Annotated in this window: 18 protein-coding genes; 17 read left to right on the top strand and 1 reads right to left on the bottom strand. The window is 39.1% G+C overall.

The window, feature by feature from the left end; genetic code table 11:
• Window positions 1–169: 169 nt before the first annotated feature.
• Window positions 170–616 carry a YgaP-like transmembrane domain gene (locus tag ACQKOF_RS10010; protein WP_427556160.1) on the bottom strand — a complete coding sequence of 149 codons (447 nt, stop codon included), beginning with the start codon at window positions 614–616 and terminating at the stop codon, window positions 170–172.
• A gap of 200 nt (window positions 617–816) precedes the next feature.
• Here ACQKOF_RS10010 and ACQKOF_RS10015 point away from each other — a divergent pair, with 200 nt between their 5' ends.
• The 17 genes from ACQKOF_RS10015 (at window position 817) to ACQKOF_RS10095 (ending at window position 21,018) form a co-directional block, all read left to right on the top strand.
• Entirely contained in the window at window positions 817–2,538 is a 1,722-nt protein-coding gene (locus ACQKOF_RS10015; protein ID WP_427556163.1) for an adenine deaminase C-terminal domain-containing protein, read from the top strand.
• Window positions 2,539–2,588: 50 nt separating this feature from the next.
• Window positions 2,589–3,638 (top strand): DUF3048 domain-containing protein, encoded by a 1,050-nt coding sequence (locus tag ACQKOF_RS10020; RefSeq protein ID WP_427556166.1) that lies wholly within the window; start codon window positions 2,589–2,591, stop codon window positions 3,636–3,638.
• A gap of 15 nt (window positions 3,639–3,653) precedes the next feature.
• Entirely contained in the window at window positions 3,654–3,974 is a 321-nt protein-coding gene (locus ACQKOF_RS10025; RefSeq protein ID WP_004225717.1) for a YerC/YecD family TrpR-related protein, read from the top strand.
• A gap of 110 nt (window positions 3,975–4,084) precedes the next feature.
• Window positions 4,085–4,774, top strand: a complete 690-nt coding sequence (locus ACQKOF_RS10030) for a heptaprenylglyceryl phosphate synthase (protein WP_427556168.1) — start codon at window positions 4,085–4,087, stop codon at window positions 4,772–4,774.
• A gap of 32 nt (window positions 4,775–4,806) precedes the next feature.
• Entirely contained in the window at window positions 4,807–7,059 is a 2,253-nt protein-coding gene (gene pcrA, locus ACQKOF_RS10035) for a DNA helicase PcrA (protein ID WP_427556171.1), read from the top strand.
• Window positions 7,060–7,073: 14 nt separating this feature from the next.
• Window positions 7,074–9,080, top strand: a complete 2,007-nt coding sequence (ligA, locus tag ACQKOF_RS10040; protein ID WP_427556174.1) for an NAD-dependent DNA ligase LigA — start codon at window positions 7,074–7,076, stop codon at window positions 9,078–9,080.
• Between the two features lie 162 nt (window positions 9,081–9,242).
• Window positions 9,243–10,376 carry a CamS family sex pheromone protein gene (locus ACQKOF_RS10045; protein ID WP_427556176.1) on the top strand — a complete coding sequence of 378 codons (1,134 nt, stop codon included), beginning with the start codon at window positions 9,243–9,245 and terminating at the stop codon, window positions 10,374–10,376.
• 646 nt (window positions 10,377–11,022) lie between these two features.
• Window positions 11,023–11,310 (top strand): Asp-tRNA(Asn)/Glu-tRNA(Gln) amidotransferase subunit GatC, encoded by a 288-nt coding sequence (gene gatC / locus ACQKOF_RS10050; protein WP_010857153.1) that lies wholly within the window; start codon window positions 11,023–11,025, stop codon window positions 11,308–11,310.
• 24 nt (window positions 11,311–11,334) lie between these two features.
• Complete coding sequence (gene gatA / locus ACQKOF_RS10055) at window positions 11,335–12,798, top strand: Asp-tRNA(Asn)/Glu-tRNA(Gln) amidotransferase subunit GatA (RefSeq protein ID WP_427556179.1); 1,464 nt, start codon at window positions 11,335–11,337, stop codon at window positions 12,796–12,798.
• Between the two features lies 1 nt (window position 12,799).
• Window positions 12,800–14,227 carry an Asp-tRNA(Asn)/Glu-tRNA(Gln) amidotransferase subunit GatB gene (gene gatB / locus ACQKOF_RS10060; RefSeq protein WP_427556182.1) on the top strand — a complete coding sequence of 476 codons (1,428 nt, stop codon included), beginning with the start codon at window positions 12,800–12,802 and terminating at the stop codon, window positions 14,225–14,227.
• A 284-nt stretch (window positions 14,228–14,511) separates the two neighbouring features.
• The gene (locus tag ACQKOF_RS10065; RefSeq protein ID WP_427556185.1) at window positions 14,512–15,072 is read left to right on the top strand and encodes a thioredoxin family protein; all 561 of its coding nucleotides are present in this window, start codon (window positions 14,512–14,514) and stop codon (window positions 15,070–15,072) included.
• A 134-nt stretch (window positions 15,073–15,206) separates the two neighbouring features.
• Window positions 15,207–16,121 (top strand): diacylglycerol kinase, encoded by a 915-nt coding sequence (locus ACQKOF_RS10070; protein ID WP_370046473.1) that lies wholly within the window; start codon window positions 15,207–15,209, stop codon window positions 16,119–16,121.
• Between the two features lie 376 nt (window positions 16,122–16,497).
• Window positions 16,498–17,844, top strand: a complete 1,347-nt coding sequence (locus tag ACQKOF_RS10075; RefSeq protein WP_427556188.1) for a cytochrome ubiquinol oxidase subunit I — start codon at window positions 16,498–16,500, stop codon at window positions 17,842–17,844.
• Window positions 17,841–18,866 carry a cytochrome d ubiquinol oxidase subunit II gene (locus tag ACQKOF_RS10080; RefSeq protein ID WP_370046469.1) on the top strand — a complete coding sequence of 342 codons (1,026 nt, stop codon included), beginning with the start codon at window positions 17,841–17,843 and terminating at the stop codon, window positions 18,864–18,866. Before ACQKOF_RS10075 ends, ACQKOF_RS10080 begins: the two co-directional genes overlap by 4 nt.
• Window positions 18,867–18,879: 13 nt before the next feature.
• Window positions 18,880–19,002 (top strand): cytochrome bd oxidase small subunit CydS, encoded by a 123-nt coding sequence (cydS, locus tag ACQKOF_RS10085; protein WP_427556192.1) that lies wholly within the window; start codon window positions 18,880–18,882, stop codon window positions 19,000–19,002.
• A gap of 454 nt (window positions 19,003–19,456) precedes the next feature.
• Complete coding sequence (rlmD, locus tag ACQKOF_RS10090) at window positions 19,457–20,830, top strand: 23S rRNA (uracil(1939)-C(5))-methyltransferase RlmD (RefSeq protein WP_427556194.1); 1,374 nt, start codon at window positions 19,457–19,459, stop codon at window positions 20,828–20,830.
• The gene (locus ACQKOF_RS10095; RefSeq protein ID WP_427556197.1) at window positions 20,830–21,018 is read left to right on the top strand and encodes a hypothetical protein; all 189 of its coding nucleotides are present in this window, start codon (window positions 20,830–20,832) and stop codon (window positions 21,016–21,018) included. The genes rlmD and ACQKOF_RS10095 overlap by 1 nt, the downstream gene beginning before the upstream one ends.
• Window positions 21,019–21,175: the final 157 nt, after the last annotated feature.

Genomic DNA, 21,175 nt, shown 5'->3' on the forward strand with positions numbered 1-21,175 from the left:
GCAGCGGAAATCAGAGCCTTCTAATTAATTAGGACGGATAAAGAATGGTTAAACAACACACTTGAAATTAAATATTTTATCATGCAATGAAACTTCTTATTGTTTTCAAACGTATGATTTAAAAAGGGTGAGAGCCGTCTCAACTGTACAGTTGAGACGGCTCCTTTGACTAAGAAGGATTTTGTGCTTTATTTGTAGAACTTTTACTTTCTGAGGAATTTTGATTTGAAGTGCTGGAGTCAGATTTTGACGCAGTTGCGTTTGATCCTGACGTATTTCCAGATATAGCGGAGGAGAAATCCTTCATGAGTTTATCGATTTGTTCAGATGACATAGAATTTTGGCCGCTGAACATACTTTGCATAGAAGAGTTGCTGTTGCTGTTGCTATTGCTGTTGTTCATAGCACTCTGCGTACAAGAGCCCAGTAAAGCTTTAGTTGGGCAATATTTAAAGATACCCTCAGCCATTTTCATGGCACCAAATGCAATCATCAATCGACCTCTCGTACAGTTAGGATTTCTTGCGACCCTAGCGATACCAAATGCCGTTAAACTTGTACCCATGGCAAAGCGACAAAAGGCATTTTTTTCGCTTAAATTCGTTTCTTGCATCATAATATTTCCTCCTTTAGTCATTGTGGAAAAAATAAAGCGGGGTGCACTTTGCTTTATGAAAGTGCTGTGTTACGATTGAAACAAGATGATTGCATAAAGCACTAATTTTATGAAAATAAGCGTTTATGCAGTAGTAGTATGTGATTTCACGTAGGATTTACACAATGAAATTTTACGTAATTTAGGAAGGGGCGAATAGAATGGATCCAGTATGGAAAATTACAGAATTACGTCAGCAATTAGCTGTTATAGATGGAAAAAAAGCACCGGATATTGTATTAAAAAATGCACGTTATTTACATAGCATGCTCAAACAATGGATAGTAGGGAACATTTGGATTTTAGGAGATCGTATTGTCTATGCTGGTGATAGAATGCCTCCGTTATTAGAAGGGACAGAGGTGGTCGATTGTAAGAATAAAACAATTGTACCAGGATATATTGAGCCACATGTTCATCCGTTCCAGCTATACCATCCGCAATCTTTTGCTGATTTTTGTGGACAGCTAGGAACTACAACTTTTATTTCAGATAATTTAAGCTTCGTTTTATCTTTAGAAAATAAGAAAGCGTTTTCAATACTAGATAATTTGAAAGAGCTACCATTTTCATTTTATTGGTGGACTCGTTTTGATTCGCAAACTGAAATGGAACAGGAGGAAGAGATTTTTTCTAATACGTCCATTTTAGAATGGCTAGAACGAGAGGATGTTTTACTTGGAGGAGAATTAACCGGATGGCCAAAGTTGTTACGTGGAGATGACCAAATGCTCTATCGCATGCAAATGGCTAAGGGCAAAGGTAAAAAAATAGAAGGGCACTTCCCTGGCGCATCAGAGCGAACTTTAGCACGTATGAAGCTACTTGGTGCAGACGGTGATCATGAAGCTATGACCGTGGAAGAAGTAGAGCGACGCATTATGCAAGGATATGCAGTAACGCTGCGTCATTCTTCAATACGTCCAGACTTACCACATCTATTAAAGGGAATAGTCGAAAAAGAGCTACCTATTTTTGATCATTTAATGATGACAACAGATGGCTCACCGCCTTCTTTTCATGAGGATGGTGTGATGGATAAATGTATTCAAGTAGCCTTAGATGCAGGTATAGCACCAATAGATGCTTATCAAATGGCTTCCTATAATGTGGCACGTTATTATAATATGTCCAATTTACATGGCTTTATCGCAACGGGTCGATTTGCTTCGCTAAATATTTTACAAGATGAAATGCATCCAGTTCCTGAGAGCGTACTATCGAAGGGTGTTTGGTTAAAACGCGATGGAGAGCAAGTGCAAAAACTTGCTGCAATCGATTATTCAGCGTTACCTGCATTTGACTTAGATTTTTCATTAACATCTCATGATTTTCAATTCTCGATGCCTTTTGGAATTGAGTTAGTAAATGATGTTATTACGAAACCATATAACTCATTAATTACTAGAGAAGGGCAACTTGCAGATCATGATGAATGCTATTTAATGCTCATTAATAGAGATGGCAATTGGCATGTTAACACGATGATTAAAGGTTTTGCTACTAGTGTTCAAGGTTTTGCCTCATCTTATTCGAATACAGGCGATATTTTGCTGATCGGAAAAAATAAAGACGATATGATCAAAGCCTTTGAAGAAATGAAGGCAATGCGTGGTGGTATTGTACTTGTTGAAAAAGGTGAAGTAATTGCTGCTGTTCCTTTAACTATTGGCGGTCTTTTATATGATGGAGATGTTAAGGAGCTAACAGAAAAAGAGAAGTACTTAAAACAAGCATTAGCGGAACGTGGTTACCACTTAGGAGACGCAATTTATTCTTTACTATTCTTACAATCGACACATTTACCATATATCCGTATAACACCAAAAGGGATTTTTGATGTTATGAAGAATAAGTTATTATTACCAGCAGTGATGCGCTAATAGAAGTTTCCCTATGGTAGATGTAATTGATAAAAAGGAGAGTAATGCTTGTGTTCAAATCGAAGAAACTATTTATCGCAATGGCTTTTAGCACCTTATTGATAGGAGGATGTTCAAAAGATTCGTCGGAAGTGAAGGAATCGAACAAGGTTGACGATGGAACAGCTATTGAAGAGCCTGTTCAAGAAGGAGCGTTTGTTGCTCCGTTAACAGGTGAAGCTGTGAAGGAAGAAATTACGCAACGTCCAATTATTGTTACTGTTAATAATCACCCGAAAGCACGTCCACAATCAGGAATAGAAGCGGCAGATATCATTTATGAAATGCTAGCAGAAGGCAATGTTACGCGTTTATTAGCAGTTTATCAAAGTGAGCTGCCAGAAAATGTAGGGCCAGTACGTAGTGCTCGATCTTATTTTGTTGATCTTGCGAAAGGCTATGGTGCATTTTACGTAGCACATGGCTATAGCCCAGAGGCAAAATCGATGCTTACTAATAATGTAGTCGACAATATAAATGGTATGGATTATGATGGCACACTTTTTAAACGTTCAAAAGACCGTGTTGCTCCACACAACTCGTATATTACGTCTGAAAATATATTAAATGGAGCGAAAAAAGTGGGCGCTTCAATGAGTTACCATGAAAAAGTACAAGAGGCTTTTTATGAACCCGATGAACGTGGTAAAATAGGCAATGAAACAAGTCGAGTGGACATTTACTACGGAAATAGTGAGTATTTCCATAATTCGTATTTGTATGATAAGCAAAGTAATCGTTATGGACGACAATCGGCTGGCGTTGACACAAAGGATATGTTAACAGGCGACACATTATCATTTTCAAATGTTCTGTTTTTTGAAATGAAACATCGAACGATTGATAATGAGGGGCGCCAAGAAATTGATTTAACTTCTGGTGGGAAAGCGTATGTATGTCAAAATGGCTATATGAGAGAAGTCAAATGGGCTAATATTGATGGAATACCAATGGCTGTAGAAGAGTCTGGTGAGCTTGTAAAGCTAGTACCAGGGAAGTCTTGGGTAAATTTCGTACCAACTTCACCAGGGTTACAAGCAATGGTGAAAACGCAGCCTTAAAGGGAGGAAGATTGCATGCAAATCGAAAAAATTCGAGGGCATCAAACAGATCAATTATTTAAAGCAGTGTTAGAGCTGAAAGACATCGAAGAATGTTATAAATTTTTTGATGATTTATGTACGATTAGTGAAATTCAATCGTTGGCACAACGCTTTGAGGTTGCGCATTTACTACGTTTAAAGAAAACCTACGAATCCATTAAAAAGGAAACAGGTGCAAGTACAGCAACTATTTCGCGTGTACGTCGTTGCTTTGATTATGGGAATGATACATATGATGAAATGTTAGGTCGTTTGTATCCAGATGAAAAGCCGTTTCAAGCACCAAAAGAATAGTAGGTAAAGAGGCTGGGTAGAGTTTTTACCCAGTCTTTTTCATTTTTTTGTAGACAGTCATAAGCTATACTTGTAAACGAATAGATAGAAAATGATAGGTGGTAAAATAGATGGATTATTTAGAATGGAGACATGTGTTCAAGCTAGACCCGGCTAAAGATATTTCAGATGAGGCGTTAGAAAGAATTTGTGAATCAGGTACAGATGTTATTATAGTCGGCGGAACAGACGGTGTAACTTTAGATGGCGTATTAGATTTACTTGTTCGTGTAAGACGCTTTGAAGTACCAATAGCGCTTGAAATTTCTGCGATTGATTCAGTAACACCAGGTTATGACTATTATTTCATTCCAACCGTGTTGAATAGTGATGATCCAAAATGGATTAAAAATCTACACCATGAAGCAATTAAAGAATATGGAGATATTATGGTATGGGATGAATTAGTCGCTGAAGGTTATTGTATTTTAAACCCGACTTGTAAAGTAGCGGAAGTAACGAATGCGAAAACTGATTTATCCATTGATGATGTTGTTGCCTACGCCCGTATGGCTGAAAATTTCTTTAGACTACCTGTATTTTATGTAGAGTATAGCGGTACTTATGGCGATATTGAGGTTGTAAGAGCTGTGAAAAATGAACTGAAAAATACGCGACTGTTTTACGGTGGCGGCATTACATCTGCTAAGCAAGCAGCGGAAATGGCAAAATATGCAGATACAGTAGTAGTTGGTAATATTATTTATGAAGATTTAAAAGCCGCACTTGCGACTGTTAAGGCTGTAAAAAATAATATATAATCTAAGAACAAATGTTTGTAAGGCGGTGCGAAATGGAACAGTTAACGAAAAACTTATTAGCAGGTATGAACCCTGAGCAGGAAAATGCGGTAAAAACGACTGAAGGACCGCTTCTAATTATGGCGGGTGCTGGATCAGGGAAAACACGTGTATTGACACATCGTATAGCATACTTAGTAATCGAAAAAGAAGTATACCCATCAAAGATTTTAGCAATCACATTTACAAATAAAGCTGCACGTGAAATGCGAGAGCGTATAGATGGCATTCTCGGTAATGGAACTGGCGATAGTATGTGGGTATCGACATTCCACTCGATGTGTGTGCGTATTTTACGACGCAATATTGAGCAGCTTGGGATATCACGTAACTTTTCAATTTTAGATTCTACTGATCAGCTATCGGTTATTAAAAATGTTATGAAGGATGAAAATATTGACACTAAACGTTTTGAACCTCGTGCGATTTTAAATGCGATTAGTTCAGCTAAAAACGAATGTAAAACTGCGGACGATTATGCAGGTCAAATCAATGAAAACAATCCTTACGAAAAAACGATTGCCCGTGTTTATAAAGGTTATGAAAAAAGACTACGCCGCAATCAATCACTCGATTTTGATGATTTAATTATGACAACTATTACATTATTTAAGCGTGTACCAGAAGTGCTTGAATACTACCAAAATAAATTCCAATATATTCATGTAGATGAGTATCAAGATACGAATAAATCTCAATATTTACTCGTTCAGCTGCTTGCCAAGAAATTCAAAAATATTTGTGTTGTAGGTGATTCAGACCAATCGATTTATCGTTGGCGTGGTGCGGACATTGGCAATATTCTTTCATTCGAAAAGGATTATCCAAATGCTAAGGCCATTATGCTTGAGCAAAATTATCGTTCAACAAGACGCATCCTACAAGCGGCAAATGACGTCATTCAAAATAATACAACACGTTATCCAAAAGAACTGCGTACAGAAAATGCAGAAGGTGAAAAAATCGTATTGTACAAAGCGTATAACGAGCAAGAAGAAGCGCAATTCGTTGTACAAACAATCCAACAGCTTATTCAAAAAGAAAATCGTTCGTTTGATGACTTTGCGATACTATATCGTACAAATGCTCAGTCCCGTGTGATGGAGGAAGTGCTTGTTAAGTCCAATATGGCTTATCAAATAGTTGGAGGTACCAAGTTCTATGATCGTAAAGAGATTAAGGATTTACTCGCCTACTTACGCCTTATTGCCAATAATGATGATGATTTATCACTCGCACGTATTATTAATGAGCCGAAGCGTAGTATAGGTGCAACTTCCTTTGAAAAAATGGCGCGCTATGCGATTGAACAAGAGCGCTCTATTTTTGATGCAATGAATGATCTTGTGTTCATGGGTCTTTCTGGGAAGGCAGCTAATTCAGCTGAGCAATTTTATGCAATGATTAAAGGCTTTACAGAGATGCAAGATTATTTATCGGTGACAGAAATTGTAGAGCAGGTCATTGACAAATCTGGTTATCGTGCAATGCTCCAAAACGAAAAGACGATTGAAGCGGAAAGCCGATTAGAAAACATTGAAGAGTTTTTATCAGTAACAAAGGCTTTTGAAGAGCGCAGTGATGATAAAAGCTTAATTGCCTTTTTAACAGATTTAGCTCTAATTGCAGATATTGATGCACTTGATAAAGATGATACATCGAAGGGCAACATTATTTTAATGACGATGCATGCCGCAAAGGGCTTAGAATTCCCTGTCGTCTTTATCATTGGGATGGAGGAAAATATCTTCCCGCATTCTCGTTCACTTGATGATATGGATGAAATGGAAGAAGAAAGACGATTGATGTATGTAGGCGTGACGCGTGCAGAGGAACGTTTATATTTAACTAGTGCACAAAGTCGTACGATTTTTGGTCGTTTTAGTTATAACAATATCTCACGTTTCTTAGGTGAAATTTCGGAAGATATTACAGAATCGATATCCAAAGGTGGTACGAAGCCTGAGGTTCCGTTTGCCTCTAGTAATCGTTCAGCAGGCGGTTATCAAAAACGTACATCTGGCGCAATTCAGAAAACACAGCCTGCAACAGCTCGTTTACAAACAACTGGTGGAGACCAATTTGGCTGGAAGGCTGGAGACAAAGCGATCCATAAAAAATGGGGAACAGGTATGGTTGTTAGTGTAAAAGGTGAGGGTGATAGTACAGAGCTAGATATTGCCTTTCCACAGCCTATAGGTATAAAGCGATTACTAGCACAATTTGCACCTATTGAAAAAGGGTAAGCGGGGGAACTTAAATGAACGAAATCGAACAGCGCATTGTGGAGTTAAATAAATTATTGCATGAATACGGTCATGCCTATTACGTGTTGGATAAACCTGTCGTAGCAGATAGTGTTTATGACCAATTATTACATGAACTTATTGCATTAGAGGAAGCGAATCCGTCACTCATTTACCCAGATTCACCGACACAGCGTGTTGGCGGAGCAGTGGTAGAAGGCTTTAAAAAGGTGACTCACGATTACCCTATGCTAAGTCTGTCAAACGCTTTTTATGAAGAAGACTTACGTGAATTTGACCGTAAAGTGCGCCAAGCAATCGGTGATAACTTTTCCTATGTTTGCGAGTTGAAAATTGATGGTCTTGCCATTTCTTTAAAATACGAAAATGGCGTTTTTGTACAAGGAGCAACGCGAGGAGACGGTGTTGTAGGGGAAGATATTACAGCAAATTTAAAAACGATTCGAGCAATTCCTCTTCGATTGAAGGAACCACTTACAATTGAAGTACGTGGCGAGGCGTATATGCCTAAAAAATCATTTGAAAAATTGAATACCCTACGTGCTGAAAATGGAGAGGAATTATTCGCTAATCCACGAAATGCGGCTGCCGGCTCTTTACGCCAGTTAGATCCTAAAATAGCAGCGAGTCGTCAACTATCAACCTTTATTTATGCAATTGGGGGAGATGGTGAGGCATATGGTATTGACGGCCACGCAGAGATGCTCGATTATTTAGAAGGACTAGGCTTCCCATCAAATAAAGAGCGTCAACGCTGCTCAACGATTGAAGATGTACTAGCCTTTATCGAAAAATGGACTGAAAATCGTCCGAATTTAGCCTATGAAATTGATGGCATTGTTATTAAGGTGGATCGCTATGCACAGCAGGATGAACTTGGTTATACGGCAAAGAGTCCACGTTGGGCTATTGCTTATAAATTCCCTGCTGAGGAAGTAGTGACAACATTACTTGATATTGATTTAACGGTTGGGCGTACAGGTGTTGTTACACCAACTGCTATTTTATCGCCTGTTCAAGTGGCAGGTACGACGGTTCAACGTGCATCATTACACAATGAGGATTTAATTCGAGATAAAGATATCCGACTAGGAGATACAGTCATTATCCGAAAAGCCGGAGACATTATTCCTCAAGTTGTAGGTGTAATACTGGAGCAGCGCCCTGAGGACTCAGTGCCATATGTAATGCCTGAAAATTGTCCTGTTTGTGATAGCGAACTTATTCGTATTGAAGGAGAAGTGGCATTACGTTGTGTAAATCCAGCATGCTTTGCACAAATTGCTGAGAGCATTAAATATTTCGTATCGCGTAATGCTATGAATATTGACGGTCTTGGTGATAAAGTCGTTGAGCAATTATTACGTGCAGATTTAATCCATGATATCTCTGATTTGTATCACTTAACTGTAGAACAGCTTGTCGAGCTTGAGCGTATGGGAGAAAAATCAGCGACGAATTTAGTCAATGCTATTCAGGCTTCCAAGGAAAATTCGATGGAGCGTCTACTAATTGGATTAGGTATACGACATGTTGGTGAAAAGGCAGCAAAAATCGTTTCAGAGGAGTTTGGAACGATCGAAGCGGTAATGGCAGCAACAGAGGAGCAACTAGTGGCGATTCATGAAATCGGCGATAAAATGGCTTCATCGCTTGTCGAGTATTTTTCAAATGAGGATGCACGTGCAGTCATTGGGCGCCTTGCTGAAGTAGGTGTCAATATGATGTATAAAGGTAAAAAAATAGAGGTAGCTGTAGGGGATAATCCTTTTGCAGGTAAAACAATCGTATTAACTGGTAAACTTGAGCAATTGACACGTAACGAAGCAAAGGCGAAAATAGAAGAGTTAGGTGGTATTGTTACAGGCAGTGTCAGCAAAAAAACTGACCTTGTCATTGCGGGAGCAGATGCTGGTTCTAAACTAACAAAAGCCGAGCAGTTAGGTATTGAAGTTTGGAATGAAGACGGCCTGATCGAACAACTTAATCTCGTGAAATAATGGGAAATATCAGGCTCGTCACCACACGTTATGGTGATGATCCAAATATTATAGTAAAGTATGATGAATTGTCCTAGCTACTTGGTGGAAAGTATATGTCTCCATAGGTGGTATGACAATTCGCCGAGCAGAATATTATTTCAGTAAAGGAGTACAAAAATAATGAAGTCATTTCGACTCATTCCAGCAATTGTCGCTGCTGCAATGCTAGTCGGCTGTGTGCCTTCTAATAAGAAGGAGACAGAGCTTACACAGGATACGCAACAGGAAAAAGCGGAAACAACGATTATTCCAAGCATACAGATTGATGAATCATACTATAGAACGCTAACACCTTATAAACAAAGCGCTAGCAGAGGATTAGTAGTTTCAAATATCTTTACGAAATATGATATGAAGGAAGTAGAAACAGGTTTAATGCGTCTTTCTCAAAATGAGTTTGACACAGAAAACTACTTCTTCCAAGAGGGGCAATATTTAGCGGAAAGTACAGTGACAGATTGGCTTGCACGTAGTTCACAAACGAAGGAGGGTTTAAATCCTCCAACGACGGACTCAATGCCGGCAGAAGAACGTGCAACAAAGGCTCCAATCTATTTATCACATATTGTTGAACAAAATTATTTAACAAAAACTAGTGATAACAAAGTAAAATTAGGTGGTATTTCGATAGGACTTTCCTTAAACTCTATTTATTACTATCAAAAAGAAAAGTATGGGGATTACTATGAGCAGCCAATTCCGGAGGCAAAACTTGTTGAGCAAGGAAAGAAGATGGCCGCTGAAATTGTGTCTCGCTTAAGAACTCGTGATGAATTGAAAGATATACCAATTGTAGTAGGTTTGTTTAAACAAAAAGCTCGCAATGACATTATTCCAGGAACGTATTTTAGCTATGGCGTAGCAAAAGCAGGACAAAACGACGTAGCTGATTGGAAAACTAATGATGAAGAATATGTACTGTTCCCAACAAGTGAAACACAGGATGTATACCGAGATGTTAGTAATAACTTTAAAAATTTTAAACAAGATGTAGATAAATACTTTTCTAACTATACTAGTGTAATAGGAACAGGTTTCTATCAAAATAAAAAAATTCAAAAGCTAACGATTGAAGTGCCAATCCAATTCTTCGGCAAGCTTGAAATTATAGGCTTTACTCAATATTTAACAGGTGTTCTTATCAATCAATTTGCTAACATCAATGTTGAAGTAAATATTACCTCAATTAACGGTCCGGAGGCATTAATCGTAAAGAATGCCAACGAAAAAGAACCATACGTCCATATCTATTAATTTATAGTCAGCCTCGTGCTGACTATATTTTTTATGGGAAGAAAAATGAGTTCGTTGGAAGAATTAATCAGAGTGTTGGATAGACTCTTTAGAGTGAAAGCGACGGAAAGATTCGTCAGATCGACGGATAAAGTCTTCAAATCGACGGAAAGAAACAAGGGCGACGGATAAAGTCTTCGAAAAGACGGAAAGAAACAAGAGTGACGGATAGTCCCGCTGAAGAGACGGATAGAAAAGCGAAAGCGACGGAAAGATTCGTCAGAGCGACGGATAAAGTCTTCGAATCGACGGAAAGAAACAAGGGCGACGGATAGTCCCACCGAAGAGACGGATAGAAAAGCGAAAGCGACGGAAAGATACCCCGGAGCGACGGATAGAGTCTTCGAATCGACGGAAAGCCCCCCTGTCTCAAGAGCGCAGCACACAACCCATGCCCTACTCCTGAAAAGCGAAGTCTATATGAAGGACTCGAAAAGCAGTCCCTAAAGACAACACTTCGTCATAGTAGTGAAAGTTTCTTTATTTTTGGTGAAAGTTGTGATTTTTAATATGAAAAATGTTATGATTATTTGCATGGTTAACTTTATTCAACCCTATTGTTATCGACAAAAACAATGAATGGAATGAGTATTCGGAGGTGTGAAAAATGGCAAAATTAACAAAAGAAGAAGTTAAGCACGTTGCAAATTTAGCACGTCTTGCAATTACGGAAGAGGAAGCAGAGAAATTTGCTGAACAGCTTGGTAAAATTACGGACTTCGCAGAGCAATTAAACGAGTTAGATACAACGAATGTTGAACCAACAACTCATGTTTTACCACTAGTAAACGTAATGCGTGAAGATGTGGCAACAAAAGGCTTAGACCGTGAAGTAATGATGTTAAACGTAAAAGAACAAGAAGATGGTCAAGTAAAAGTACCAGCTATCATGTAATACTAAAACATAGGAGGATTCCTCATGACGTTATTTGAACGTTCAGCAAAGGAGCTACAAGCTGACATTAAAGCGGGTAACCTAACAATCGCTGATTTAACAAAAGAAGCATACGAACGTGTGGCGAAGCTTGACGGCGATGTACAAGCTTTCCTTGCTTCAAACGAAGAAAAAGCAACTGCACAAGCAGCAGAAATGGACAAAGTGCCATTTGAAGAGCGTGGACCACTTTTCGGTCTTCCTATCGGTGTTAAAGATAACATCGTTACAGAAGGTTTAGAAACAACTTGTGCTTCTAAAATTCTAGAAGGCTTTATGCCAATTTACGATGCAACAGTAGTTAAAAAGCTACGTGAAGCTGGTATGGTCACTATCGGAAAATTAAACATGGACGAGTTTGCAATGGGTTCTTCAAATGAAAACTCATACTATAAAACAACAAAAAATCCATGGAACTTAAACCACGTACCGGGTGGATCTTCAGGTGCGTCTGCAGCAGCAGTTGCAGCAGGTGAAGTTCCATTTTCACTTGGTTCTGATACAGGTGGTTCAATCCGTCAACCAGCTGCTTATTGCGGTGTTGTAGGAATGAAGCCTACATATGGTCGTGTATCTCGCTTTGGTCTAGTTGCTTTTGCATCTTCTTTAGATCAAATCGGGCCAATTACTCGTAATGTAGAAGACAACGCTCTTTTACTTGAAGCAATTGCAGGATTAGATGCAAACGATTCAACTTCTGCAGACGTAGAAGTACCAAACTACGCAGCAGCCCTTACAGGTGACGTAAAAGGCTTACGTATCGCTGTACCAAAAGAATTCCTTGGTGAAGGTGTTGGTGAAGCGGCACGTCAATCAGTGCTTGATGCATTAGAAGTATTAAAAGGCTTAGGTGCTACAGTAGAAGAAGTATCGCTTCCTCATTCGAAATATGCACTTGCAGCATACTATATTCTTTCTTCTTCAGAAGCGTCTTCTAACCTTTCTCGTTTTGATGGTATCCGTTATGGTTTCCGTGCAGAAAATGTTAATAATTTGATGGACCTTTATAAAGAAACACGTGCACAAGGCTTTGGTGATGAAGTAAAACGTCGTATCATGCTAGGTACTTACTCACTAAGTGCAGGTACGTATGATGCTTACTACAAAAAAGCTCAACAAGCACGTACACTTATCAAAGCAGACTACGACAAAGTATTTGAAGACTTTGACGTAATCATTGGACCAACTGCTCCAACACCAGCATTTAAAATTGGTGAAAACGTCGATGATCCAATGACGATGTATGCAAATGATATTTTAACGATTCCTATGAACTTAGCTGGTGTGCCAGCCATCTCAATCCCATGTGGTATTGAAAATGGTCTACCACTAGGCTTACAAATTATCGGTAAATACTTCGATGAAGCAACAATTTACCGTGTAGCTCATGCTTTCGAACAAGCAACGGAGTTCCATAAACAAGTTCCTCAAATTTGGGAGGGAAAATAACATGAACTTTGAAACAGTCATTGGTTTAGAAGTACACGTTGAGTTAAAAACAAACTCAAAAATCTTCTCACCAGCACCAGCTCACTTCGGTGCTGAACCAAATACAAATACTACAGTTATCGACCTAGGCTATCCTGGTGTCCTACCTGTACTTAATAAAAATGTTGTAGATTTCGCAATGCGTGCAGCACTTGCACTAAACATGGAAATCGAACAAGAAACAAAATTTGACCGTAAAAACTACTTCTATCCAGATAATCCGAAAGCATATCAAATTTCTCAATTTGATAAGCCAATCGGTAAAAACGGCTGGGTTGATATCGAAGTAGATGGTTACACAAAACGTATTGGTATTACACGTCTTCATATGGAAGAAGATGCTGGTAAACTGTCTCACAGTGGCGACCACTCTTTAGTTGACTTTAACCGTCAAGGTACACCACTTGTAGAAATCGTTTCTGAGCCAGATATTCGTACACCAAACGAAGCGTATGCGTATCTTGAAAAAGTAAAATCAATCATCCAATATGCAGATGTTTCAGACTGTAAAATGGAAGAGGGATCTTTACGTTGTGATGCCAACATCTCAATCCGCCCATACGGTCAAGAAGAATTCGGTACGAAAACAGAGCTTAAAAACCTGAACTCTTTCAACTATGTTCGCCGTGGTTTAGAGCACGAGGAATTACGCCAAGCTGATGTCCTTCTTTCAGGTGGTGTAATTGATCAAGAAACTCGTCGTTTCGATGAAAAAACAGGTAAAACAATTCTGATGCGTGTGAAAGAAGGAACAGATGATTATCGCTACTTCCCAGAGCCAGACTTAGTTCGTCTATCAATCGATGATGAATGGTTAGAGCGAGTAAAATCAGAAATTCCAGAGCTTCCAGATGCTCGTAAAAAACGCTATGTTGAGGAATTAGGCTTAACGCCATATGATGCAGGAGTTCTTGTTATTTCAAAAGAAATCTCAGACTTCTTCGAGGCAATGGTAGTTAAAGGTGCGGATGCAAAGCTTTCAGCAAACTGGCTTATGGGTGATGTTTCTGCATACCTTAATGCAGAACAAAAAGACCTTAAAGATACTGCATTAACGCCAGAAAACCTTGCAGAAATGGTGAAATTAATCACTGACGGTACAATTTCTTCTAAAATCGGTAAAAAAGTATTTGCTGAATTAGTAGAAAAAGGCGGTTCTGCAGCAGAAATCGTTAAAGCAAAAGGTTTAGTTCAAATTTCTGATGAAGGTGCATTACTTGCTATCGTTACAGAAGTTCTAGACAACAATGCACAATCAATCGAAGACTTCAAAAACGGTAAGGATCGCGCTATCGGCTTCTTAGTTGGCCAAATTATGAAAGCCACTAAAGGTCAAGCGAACCCACCAATGGTCAATAAATTATTACAACAAGAAATTGCAAAACGTTAATTGCAATTGCAATAGAAGGCCAAGAGAGCAAATTCGTTTTCTTGGCTTTTTATTTTAAAAATGAATACATACAAAAGACTCTTTGGGGTATCTATACAAGATAATGGCTATGACAAGCATAGTGCCAAAAGGCAGTCAGAGGGTCGCTATGCAAGTTACATCGAGATATTTAATTTATGATGATATGACTAAAAAATACCAAATTAGCACTTAATAGTTGTCTTCAAAGAGTATTCATAGCAAAATATAGTATAGAACATGATATAACTTTAGGAGGTCAATCAATGAAAACTGAACAACAATATTTCGATGATGCGATTTCGATTCAACAATATATGGATAATATGACGACGTTAAAAGAGGAGAGCTTCCGTATTTATGATGGCTTCGAAGTGCCGCTAAATGATGGTTTTATCGAACTGCTGAAGGACAAGCATCTAAAAATTTTAACAATTACTGAGGACTGGTGCGGGGACGCAATGTTAAACAATCCAGTTATTCGCCGAGTTGCAGAGGCAGCAGGTATAGAAATGCGCGCAGTACTTCGTGATGCTGATACAGATTTAATTGATCGCTATTTAACAAATGGTGGCCGTGCAATTCCGGTTTATATTTTATTAGATGATGTTGGTCAGGTTGTTGGAAAATGGGGTCCACGTGCACCAGAATTACAAGAACTAGTAGTGAGTAAACGAGCTACTTTACCTGATAAAGAAGATCCTACATTTGAAGATGCACAAAAAGCGCTATATGCTGAAATTCGTGAAGAGAATATTACGAATAAATCATATTGGACATTTGTTTATGAGGATTTTAAAAAGCAAGTAACAGCTGCATTACAGTAATTTAAAATTATAAGGCTGCATGTCAGAGAATGAGGACGAGCCTTGCATTCGGTAATTATTGTAAAATTAATGCAACATTTAAACGAATAATTCGTTGAAAAAAATAGAATCTTATGAAGCAAAGAAGGTATGTTATGAAACGAGCAAGAATCATTTATAATCCTACATCTGGGCGTGAAGTGTTTAAAAAGCATCTACCAGAAGTACTGGCAAAATTAGAGGTAGCAGGCTATGAGACATCTTGTCACGCAACAACCTGTGAAGGCGATGCAACCATTGCAGCAAAGGATGCAGTAGAACGTGGCTTTGATATAATCATTGCAGTTGGCGGAGATGGCACATTAAATGAAGTTGTTTCAGGTGTTAGTCCATTTGAGAATCGCCCGAAAGTAGGGTTAATTCCGATGGGCACAACGAATGACTTTGCCCGTGCCGTGCATATTCCCCGAAATATTGAAGCTGCCGTTGATATCATTATTAAAGGTGAAACGTTGCCGGTAGATGTTGGTTTATTAAATGGGGAACGCTATTTCATCAATATTGCCGCTGGCGGACGTATTACAGAGTTAACTTATGAAGTGCCAAGTAAAATGAAAACAATGCTAGGACAGCTAGCTTATTACGTAAAAGCAGTCGAAATGATCCCATCGATCAAAGCTTCCCATATGCGTATCGAATATGATGGCGAAGTGTTTGATGGGGATGCCATGATGTTTTTATGCGGCTTAACAAATTCAGTGGGTGGTTTTGAAAAGCTTGCACCTGACGCAAGTATTAATGATGGCTACTTTACTTTATTAGTATTGAAAAAAGTAAGCCTGCCTGAATTTATTCAGCTTGCCGCAATGGCATTAAGAGGTGAGCATTTGAATGATGATCGTGTGATTTATAAAAAGGCAAGTGTCGTAAAAGTATCTACTGAAGATGAAATACATTTAAACTTAGATGGTGAGTATGGTGGAGATGCACCTGCTACATTTGAAAACTTAAAGCGCCATATTGAAATTTTTGTTCCACTAGCAGATATTCGTGAGGAAGACCGTATGTAGTGAACATTAAAACTGGGCTCTACTCAATTTAGGAGGGAGCCCTGTTCATTAGTGGTTGAAATTGGCAAAATACCTATATATAGATATAAAAAATTCTAATAATTGGTATTGTGAATGAATTAAGAAAAATGTTTGGCAAATGTGCGTATATTACTTGAACAAAATTTGAAACCTTTATAATAGGCCGAAATTCCGGTCCATTATAAAGGTTTTTTTCGTTGCAATAGTGGAAAATGGGGGTAGAGATAAGGGAAAGGAAGTGTTGCCTTTGTATAAGTCACAGGAAAGAAAGCTCATTTGGCTAAGCTTTGGTGTTGGAATTATCATGCTACTTTCCATACTTGGAAGAATATTTGGAGGTTAGGGGGGCAATGAAATGGTGAATGAATCAGCAGTCTTTTGGAGTAGAGCATTAACGGAGCTAACCTTATCGTTCCATATTATTTATGCAACGATTGGTGTGGGTGTCCCATTAATGATTATGGTTGCACAATGGACTGGGTATAAAAAGAACGATGAGCACTATATTTTAATGGCAAGACGTTGGGCACGAGGTTTTGTCATTACAGTTGCAGTCGGAGTTGTAACAGGGACAGCAATTGGCTTACAGTTGTCTTTACTATGGCCGAATTTTATGCAGCTTGCCGGCCAAACAATTGCATTACCACTTTTTATGGAAACGTTTGCATTTTTCTTTGAAGCCATCTTCCTAGGCATCTACTTATATACTTGGGATCGCTTCGATAGTCAGAAAAAGCATATGCTACTATTAATTCCCGTTGCTGTCGGTGCATCGATGTCAGCTGTGTTTATAACAATTGTCAATGCGTTTATGAATGCGCCACAAGGATTTGACATTGTGGACGGCCAGCTTGTGAATATTCAACCTTTTTTAGCCATGTTTAATCCAGCGATGCCGACAAAGGTAGCGCATGTTCTCGTTACAGCCTACATGACGTCCGCATTTGTGTTAGCATCTATTGCAGGATACCGTCTACTTAGAGGTTCTAAGCATGTATACCATAAAAAATCCTTATACCTACTTATGAAGATTGGTCTGATTTTCTCCATTGCATCAGCGATTATTGGAGACTTTTCAGGTAAATATTTAGCAGAATATCAGCCAGAAAAACTAGCTGCAGCTGAGTGGCATTTTGAAACGGGGGATAAAGCTTCCCTTATACTATTCGGTGTATTAAATGGTGAAGAAGTAAAATATGCTATTAAAGTACCTTATGCTTTGAGCGTTTTAGCACATAATAATCCAAATGCAGAGGTAATTGGCTTAGATCAATTTGCTGAAGAAGATCGACCACCACTGTATATTCATTACCTTTTTGATCTCATGGTGATGATTGGCATGTTCATGGCATTCGTTTCACTGCTTTACGTAACCGGGAAAGCACGTGATTGGCAGTTTATTCATAGACGTTGGTTTAGATGGATTGTTGTTGCAGGTGGACCACTTTCCATTATTGCGATTGAAGCAGGATGGTGGCTTGCTGAAGTTGGACGACAGCCTTGGATCTTATATGGATTAATGCGAACACCAGAAGGGGCCACAACGAGTGACCATGTGGATTTAATGATGCTATTGTTTACAGGTGTGTATGCCGTATTAGCAGTAGGCAGTATGGTGGTTTTAATTCGTATGTTCAAAAAGAATCCAATTGAGCGAGAAATAGAAGATCGCCATGCTGAAAAAGGCGGTGACATCTTATGACATTAGAGATTTTAGGTATTTCAGTTTTATGGATTTTCCTATTTGGCTATGTCATTGTAGCTTCAATCGATTTTGGTGCAGGCTTTTTTAATGCCTATAGCCTACTTATCGGAAAAAATCATATTTTAACGAATATTATTAAGCGTTATTTATCACCTGTTTGGGAAGTAACCAATGTCTTTTTAGTATTCTTCTTTGTTGGGATTGTTGGATTTTTCCCACAAACAGCGTTCTATTATGGAACGATATTACTTGTCCCAGTTAGTATTTCGCTAGTGCTCCTTGCAATACGAGGCTCCTACTATGCGTTTGAATCATATGGCGCACGTGGACATATCGGTTATACGCTGACGTATGGTGTAGCAGGCTTACTCATTCCAGCCTCACTCTCTGTTGTATTCGCGATTGCTGCTGGTGGCTATGTTGATATTGTTGATGGGCAACCTGTCCTAAACTATTGGACATTGTATACGAGCCCATTTGCTTGGAGTATTGTCGTGTTGAGCATTGCAGCTGTACTTTATATTTCAGCCGTGTTTTTAACTTGGTATGCTCATAAAGCAAAGGATAGAGAAGCCACAAATTTAATGAGAAGATACGCACTTGCTTGGGCGATACCATTAATGGTGAGTGCGCTCGGCATTATGTACGAAATGAAATTTATCAACCCTGAAAGTTACAATCATATGATTAATTTATGGTGGATGTTTGCCATTTCAGCCGTGTTATTTATTATTACTGTAGTATTAATATGGATGCGAAAAAATTACGGTCTTGCGGTTGGATTATTGATTGCCCAATTTGCAGTGGCATTCTTCGCATATGGGATCGCACAATATCCATATTTACTATATCCGTATTTAACAATTTACGATAGCTTTACAAGTACACAGATGGCGATTGCACTCGTCATTGCGTTTATTTTAGGACTGTGTCTACTGATTCCATCACTGTTCTTGTTGTTGAAATTATTCCTCTTCAACAAAAAATATGTGACAGGAAAAGAAGACAATCACGCATAGGAGGGATACAACTATGGCAAGTTTTTTGATTTTTTATGCACCATTTATAGTCGTCATCCTAGGTGTAGTCGCAGCTTTCTGGTGGGCACCTAGAGATTACCATACAGTAAGGAAAGTGGGAAAGAGTCGCGAATAGCGGCTCTTTTTTCTACTCGTGTAAAGGGGAAGATGTATTTGTTCGGGTGCTCAGGTAGGCAGGGCAGATCAATTTGTTTACCTGAGCAGTTTGGGGTGAGAGCGGATCACATTCCTGTCGTACCTGAGCAGTTTGGAGGGAGAGCGGATCACATTCTTGGTCTACCCGAGCAGTTTGGAGGGAGAGCGGATCACATTCTTGGTCTACCCGAGCAGTTTGGAGGGAGAGCGGATCACATTGTCAGCCTACCCGTGCAGTTAGGGAGTAAAGCCGATCACATTCTTGTCATACCTGATCAGTTTGAAGTCAAACCAGATCACTTTCTTGTTGTACCCGAGCAGTTTAGAGGCAAACCAAATCACTCGACACACCCGAGCAGTTAATATTAAGCCTTGTTCTTTTTTCATCCGCCACAACATGCTACAATAAAGAAATTGAAATGGAGGATGTACGAATGTCAGCACCCGTGAAAAAAAATGACCGACTAACAGTTTATATAGAAGATTTAACACATGATGGCAATGGCGTCGCAAAAGTCGATGGCTATCCATTATTTATCCAAGGTGCACTTCCTAATGAAAAGGCGGAAGTACATGTTTTAAAAACGTTAAAAAATTACGGCTTTGCGAAGGTTGCAGAAATTCTCAAGCCATCGCCAGATCGTGTAGATGCACCTTGTGAATATTTCAAGCAATGTGGCGGCTGCCAATTACAACATCTATCGTATGAAGGCCAGTTAAAATGGAAAGAAAACATGGTGCGTAATGTCATGCAGCGCATTGGTAAAATTGATGCGCCTGTTTTACCTGTGAAAGGTATGGAAGAGCCTTGGCATTACCGTAATAAGGCACAAATACCTTTCTCCTCAAATGAAGCGGGACAAGCTATTGCTGGCTTCTATAAAACGAAGTCTCATAGCATTGTGGATATGGAACGTTGCTTAATTCAGACAGGGGAAGCGGACGCTATTCTTGCAGGTTTTAAAAAGGAATTAGCAGCAATCGGTATTCGACCATATAACGAGCAAACACATGAGGGAATGCTGCGCCACGTAGTTATTCGTAAAGCACGAGCAACTGGTGAAGTTATGGTTGTTCTCGTAACTAAAAGGAAAAAATTCCCGCAAAAAGAAGCCGCTGTTGCGACAATCCAGAAGCTAGTCCCGAATGTCACATCTATTATGCAAAACGTTAATAGCGACAAAACGAACGTTATTTTCGGCGATGAAACCGTGAATCTGTGGGGCAAGGACGTTATTATTGATACAATTGGCGATGTTCGCTTTGAAATTTCAGCCCGTTCATTTTATCAAGTAAACCCTCAACAAACGGAAGTCTTATACAAGCAAGCTTTAGACTATGCTGACTTACAGGGTGATGAACGAGTAATTGATGCTTACTGTGGTATAGGCACCATTTCATTATTCCTTGCACAAAAAGCAAAGGCTGTTATGGGTGTTGAAATTGTACCGCAAGCGATTGAAGATGCGAAGCGCAACGCAGAATTAAATGGTTTCACTAATACGTATTTTGAGGCAGGTCCAGCAGAGGAAGTAATTCCACGTTGGTATAAGGAAGGCAAAGAAGCGGATGTTTTAGTAGTTGACCCACCACGCAAAGGCTGCGATGAGGCACTTCTAAAGACAATTTTAGAGCAACGTCCAAAGCGTGTTGTTTATGTGTCCTGTAATCCAGGTACACTAGCACGTGACCTTCGAATTTTGGAGGATGGAGGGTATCAAACACAGGAGATTCAACCTGTAGATATGTTCCCGCATTCGACGCATGTAGAGGTTGTTACGGAACTAACTCTAAAGGAGCGATCATAATGGACGTAGCAAAAAAATGGCTCTCTATCCCTAAAGATATCAGAGAAATGCTCGTGAAAAACGTATTTTGTGGCAATTGTGGTGTAACGGCAATTGTGAAGTACACGATACAAGAGGGAGAATATGCCCCTGTATTGAAGGGGAAATGCAAGACTTGTGGTAGGGATGTTGCTCGGGTGATTGATTAGTAAATGATAGAACTCTGAAAGGATGGGGTGAATATTCCATCCTTTTTGTGTAAGCATAGAAGGGTTTTGGTTGAATCTTATGCTTGAATAGAATGATATATGTGATGAAAATTATACACCTCATAATTGGTATCAGAACATTATAATAGGCAGTTCA

It is taken from the genome of Lysinibacillus sp. NPDC093190 (assembly GCF_050280425.1).
In the GTDB taxonomy this organism is placed as follows: Bacteria; Bacillota; Bacilli; order Bacillales_A; family Planococcaceae; genus Lysinibacillus.

Bases quoted from the DNA above. Each gene is read 5' to 3' on its own strand.
- ACQKOF_RS10045 (WP_427556176.1), top strand. From the start codon at position 9,243: ATGAAGTCATTTCGACTCATTCCAGCAATTGTCGCTGCTGCAATGCTA.
- ACQKOF_RS10015 (WP_427556163.1), top strand. From the start codon at position 817: ATGGATCCAGTATGGAAAATTACAGAATTACGTCAGCAATTAGCTGTT.
- rlmD (WP_427556194.1), top strand. From the start codon at position 19,457: ATGTCAGCACCCGTGAAAAAAAATGACCGACTAACAGTTTATATAGAA.
- gatB (WP_427556182.1), top strand. From the start codon at position 12,800: ATGAACTTTGAAACAGTCATTGGTTTAGAAGTACACGTTGAGTTAAAA.
- ACQKOF_RS10075 (WP_427556188.1), top strand. From the start codon at position 16,498: ATGGTGAATGAATCAGCAGTCTTTTGGAGTAGAGCATTAACGGAGCTA.
- cydS (WP_427556192.1), top strand. From the start codon at position 18,880: ATGGCAAGTTTTTTGATTTTTTATGCACCATTTATAGTCGTCATCCTA.
- gatC (WP_010857153.1), top strand. From the start codon at position 11,023: ATGGCAAAATTAACAAAAGAAGAAGTTAAGCACGTTGCAAATTTAGCA.
- ACQKOF_RS10010 (WP_427556160.1), bottom strand. From the start codon at position 616: ATGATGCAAGAAACGAATTTAAGCGAAAAAAATGCCTTTTGTCGCTTT.
- ACQKOF_RS10095 (WP_427556197.1), top strand. From the start codon at position 20,830: ATGGACGTAGCAAAAAAATGGCTCTCTATCCCTAAAGATATCAGAGAA.
- pcrA (WP_427556171.1), top strand. From the start codon at position 4,807: ATGGAACAGTTAACGAAAAACTTATTAGCAGGTATGAACCCTGAGCAG.
- ACQKOF_RS10070 (WP_370046473.1), top strand. From the start codon at position 15,207: ATGAAACGAGCAAGAATCATTTATAATCCTACATCTGGGCGTGAAGTG.
- ligA (WP_427556174.1), top strand. From the start codon at position 7,074: ATGAACGAAATCGAACAGCGCATTGTGGAGTTAAATAAATTATTGCAT.
- ACQKOF_RS10025 (WP_004225717.1), top strand. From the start codon at position 3,654: ATGCAAATCGAAAAAATTCGAGGGCATCAAACAGATCAATTATTTAAA.
- ACQKOF_RS10030 (WP_427556168.1), top strand. From the start codon at position 4,085: ATGGATTATTTAGAATGGAGACATGTGTTCAAGCTAGACCCGGCTAAA.
- ACQKOF_RS10080 (WP_370046469.1), top strand. From the start codon at position 17,841: ATGACATTAGAGATTTTAGGTATTTCAGTTTTATGGATTTTCCTATTT.
- gatA (WP_427556179.1), top strand. From the start codon at position 11,335: ATGACGTTATTTGAACGTTCAGCAAAGGAGCTACAAGCTGACATTAAA.
- ACQKOF_RS10065 (WP_427556185.1), top strand. From the start codon at position 14,512: ATGAAAACTGAACAACAATATTTCGATGATGCGATTTCGATTCAACAA.